General features: G+C 36.5%; 1 protein-coding gene. It reads right to left on the bottom strand.

The window, feature by feature from the left end:
• Positions 1 to 4892 (bottom strand): immunoglobulin domain-containing protein (locus ACOVQ4_RS08730; protein WP_421820266.1); only part of this gene is annotated, 4892 nt, incomplete at its 3' end.
• Between the last annotated feature and the right edge of the window lie 47 nt (positions 4893 to 4939).

Genomic DNA, 4939 nt, shown 5'->3' on the forward strand with positions numbered 1-4939 from the left:
GGGATGTTGGAACGTTGGCCGACTTTTACGGATAGACTATTATCCCAACATTTTTCATCGTAAACTAGGCTTCGATAAACTCCTGACTTATTTACTGTTAAAGATGCGGTCGTGGCATTTTCGATTTCTTGCTGATTCAATTGCCAGCGGTATCGTAATCCTTTTACTTCTGGCAATTTTAATTCTACCGTTTTACCTTCACAAAAATATGCAGAATCTGCAGGCGTAACGGGCAAGGATAAATTAGGTTTATATACAACTATTTTTGGAGATTCGCCTGTACAATTTCCTGAAGATACCTTCAACTGATAAATGCCCTCAGAGACTTGCTTCACTTCTGCGCTTGTATTCTTGATTGGACTATTGTCCTTATACCATACATATTGATAGTTTTTTGAAAATTGGTCTGAATTAGCACTATATATCGATGATACAATGCTATCATCAATGGTGTTACAAATTTTCAAAGAGTCATTCGTAATATAAAAAGGGAAATCAGATCTTAGCTCAACCTTGATTGAATTAGGATAATAATTGATTGGTTGTGTTTTGGCTACACATCCTGTTTCATAATTTACAATCAAGCGATAGGTCGCCTTTTCTGAAATCGTAAACTTATTTAGTGTATCTAAGGATGTGGTTGTTTTGACCGTTACATTATTTTTCTGAATCGTATATTTCGCTACATTAACCCTTCCCGTCGTTGATTTTATATATTCCTCAAATGGTCTTATCTCATTAGAGCATGTTCTTAATTCTCTTACGTTAGGATACAAAGCGGCACTTAAGCCTGAATGAACAAATCGAAGACCAACGGTATCTTTTGCCCAGACTAGCGTAAGGTTTTTTGAAGAAAAATCGCAACTTGAACCATCTTTAAATTTTGTACTCACCACCACTTTATAAGTACCAACTTCTTGAAGCCCTGCCTGACCCCAATCATAGGAGTAAGTGGAAAAAGTATTAGTTGAAAAAGACGAGGTGGTATTGGTATTGTTTTCATATTTATGGATATAAATAACTTGATTGTCTTTATACCATGTTTGAGTACCACTTACCAAGTTTTTCTCTTGCGCCGAAGTAAGATTATTATACATCGAAAAACTTAGGTTTATACCACTTCCACTACAAATACTGATGGTATCTGGCTGAATACTATTGTACTGGTTTAGTTCATCTGCTAATGTAGTAATAGAAAATTCAATAGTGGGTGGTACTAATGGATTATTAATCATGACCTCATTTGATAACCCAACACAATCTCCTGAGCTTACTTGAAGCCTATATCTTCCGGCCTCAGTTACTAGCAAATTCTCCGTGTTTACATTAGGAATTTTAACATCATTCTTTAACCAAGAAAACACGATACTTTTAGGTTCTATTATACTCGAATAGAGAACATAATTGGTGGAATTACAAGCAAGAGGTTGTGCTACTGCCATATCTCCCAAATAAATAGAAACAGGTATAAGTTTATCTTTTCGGGTATTAATTTGCAAGGTTTCAGAATTTGAACGACAGGCACCCAGAGACATCGATACCTTATACACACCTTCCTTGTTAATTTCTAAAGTTGGCGATTTTGTGGTGGCAATAAGCGTATCATTCCGACTCCAAGAATAGGTGGCATTATTATATGAGTTGGCTCTAATAGTCATACTCTCTCTGCCACAATACAAATAGTTATCGTTATTGTAGGTGTAAACATTAATGGGTGGATAAATATATTGAAAGCTAACATTTACCTCCTCACTTTTTAACGAACAGCCCGAAGCAAATGCTACTTGAACAGCATATTGCCCTCCTTTATTCTGTTTGACAGTATAGCTTACATCCTTTGTCGTGGTCAAAGTTTGATTATAAAACCATTGAGTATTTGATTTTTCGAGCGCTAAAGCAGAAACATTATCAATCTTCAATACTAGCGAGTCGCATCCTGAAAAATTGGTTTTACTAATCAGTTCACTCTCTAATGATGGTAATAATTTGGGTACGCTATTTTTATCTACTGAATTGATAGCAAGGGTTCTTTGGGAAGAAATAATACTTTCATCTACTGTTTCAACCCACACATTGGCTACATCAAACCATTGGGGAATAGTGATTTTGATGGGACTAGTTGTTCCCTTTCCTACCGTAATGACAGTACCATTTTGCTCCATTTTAGCCACAATCTGCTGATTAGAAGGGAAATCACCTATCAAAGTGAAGGGTAAATCAAATGTTCCGTTAGGACAAGGTGGCTTCAGGGAATTAAGGGTTTGCTGGTCTATGCGGAGGTCTTTGCAGGTAGAAACAGTTTTTAATTGTGTTGTAACTTTCACAGGACACGACGAATAAGGAGAGTAACCTACCAACGTGTAAGTTCCTTCATAGTTCTTGTTATAAACAGGAATTGTAACATCAAAGGTATTTAATGTACCCTTCTGATTGATATTTGGTCCGTATAACTCATAGGTTTCAGCAGGAAAAGATACATTCTTGTTGTCGGGTAAAGACAAAGGATTAGGAAACTTAAAAGTAAATCCTTCACAAGCCTCCAAGGTCGAAAAATAAGTCATTGTAGGAACGACTGATACATACACCGAAACATCTGCTGTAAGAGCACAAGCAATATTGGTATCCCATGCTCTTACGGTGTAAACACCACTGTTGGCAAGTGAAGGATTAGATATTTGTAATTGTGCATTTGAAGAAGTAAAATTATTTGGTCCACTCCACTGAATATTTTTCAAATTGGTTTGTGCTGTAAAAGTTATCGGTGTGCCATAACAGGCAGTTATCATACTTTTTTCGACCGCAAGTTTATTATTGACATTCAAAAAAGAAGAAATGGAGGGACAGCTTCCTTGTGTGTATGCCACAACTTGATAGCTATTATTAGCTCCTTGATCGATTGGTAAATTTGGCGAATTAGTTGAGCCTAAATAAACTCCCTTTGAGTACCAAAAGAAGGTATTGGCAGTACTAGAACCAGCGCTTAGTTGAAATGAGGTTCCATTACAGCTCATACTTAATATAGGCTGTGCTAGTGATGGGGTAAGTTCAACCGTCACTGTATCTGAGTAATTAGTACAATCTTGTAACTGCCATTCTACCCAGTACTTCCCTCCTTCACTGACTGTTAAGTTACAAGGATTATCGGTATCTGGCGAAATAGTTTTACCATCTTTTTTCCATGTTTGGGTAATATAAGCGCCCTGACACTCTGGGCTTGAAAGTGTGTATTCATTACCCGTACAAATTTTTATATTCTTCTTTTCAAAAGTTTTATAGACAAACGGTGTTTTAGCTGGAGAAATAGTTAATAATTGACTTTGAGCCACACAACCAGTCTTGCTATTTTTAGCAATAAACTGGTATACCCCAGGTTCTCTCATGGATGTACCATAGCCAGTTTTAAACTCTTGTCCATCTTTATACCAAATACTACTCCAATCACCACCAATATACTCTTTCATAGAAAGATAGGACGTAGCCTCATTAGGGTTTTTGCAAATGTCAAAGTTCATTATGCTATTTCTAATGGGTACTGCAGTTGCTTTACTTCCTTTCGTAATCGTTAATGTGTCGTAAGCCTCACAGGCACCATTCTGTACCTTCAGTACAAAAGTTCCAAATTTATCATCAGTTGAAACGAGCGTCTCCCATTCAGAATAACTTCCAATGAGTTTTCCGTCTAGAAATAACTGCTTTGCTCCTGCTCCTTCAACCCACAAATAAGTGTAATCTGACCAGTCGTTACAAACCAAAAATTCTCTGGTTTCATATTTATTAAGAACGCTCGTTCTAACAGATAGATTGGCCTCTATCTTATTAGTCTTTTTTACGACAAAACCTTCCGATATACCTAAGCAAAACGCATCACGTACTACTAATTTGTACGTACCCTCATCTGATACCGTAATACTCGATCCAGATGTGTTGTCGATAGGTTTATCATTTCTTAACCATTGCCAATTAACATACTTTTGGTCTACAGTTTGCCCATAAGTACTACCATTCAAAGTTAATGAGCCATTTTTATCACAAATAATATTGCTATTTACACTTGTAGTTATTAAAACTGGTGTATTGGCTGTTAGCTTAATATTAATGGGAGAAGAAACATACCTACATGCACCTTTTGTAACAATGGCGCTATAAGTTCCATCAGTGTCTATACCAATTGTAGGAGTTCCTACAGAAATTTGCTGTTGATTTTTCAACCATGTAACTTTCACATCACTACCCCAATAGGTAGTGTCGATAGTTAATTTATCAAATGTATTTTTACAGAAAGTGTAATCACGAGAAGATGATGATGCTATATAAATTTCCTTACTTGTACCAGTCTGACTTGACTGAAGAAATGCTGTTAATGAATAAGGACAATCTGCATTTGTGAGTTTGATATTAATCGAGTCCTTTTGAATACAACCGTAATCATCTGTTATTTTTACTTTATATAGTCCTTGTACCTTCTCATTGAAGCCCTTAAATACAGGAATCTTGTCATTGCTACTAAATCCATTGGGGCCTGTCCAAGCATAGGTTATATAGTCGGACTCTAGCCCTGGAACAGAGATTAACGACAATTTTGCGCCTGTAATTTCTTGAAACATGTATCTCGGATACTGCGGGCGTTGTCCTACAACTACATCTTGTGTAAAACTTTTTTGATCAATGATTACAGTATATCTTCCAGAGGCTAATGCGGTCGCATTGGGTATCGAAGGATTTTGGAGATTTGAAGAAAAACCATTGGGGCCTGTCCAACTGTAGGAGCTTCCTCCACTGGCAGTCAGCGAAACTGTACTCCCAATACATACTGGTGAATTTGATGAAGCTTTTTGAGCGGAAACTAACTGATAGTTAAATAGTAGTAAAATAATTAGGTAAAGGTGTTTCATAATATCATGTTGAATTTTAGACTACAAAGAAATGAAGTTTTTGTCTC

It is taken from the genome of Flectobacillus sp. (genome assembly GCF_049240685.1).
In the GTDB taxonomy this organism is placed as follows: Bacteria; Bacteroidota; Bacteroidia; order Cytophagales; family Spirosomataceae; genus Flectobacillus.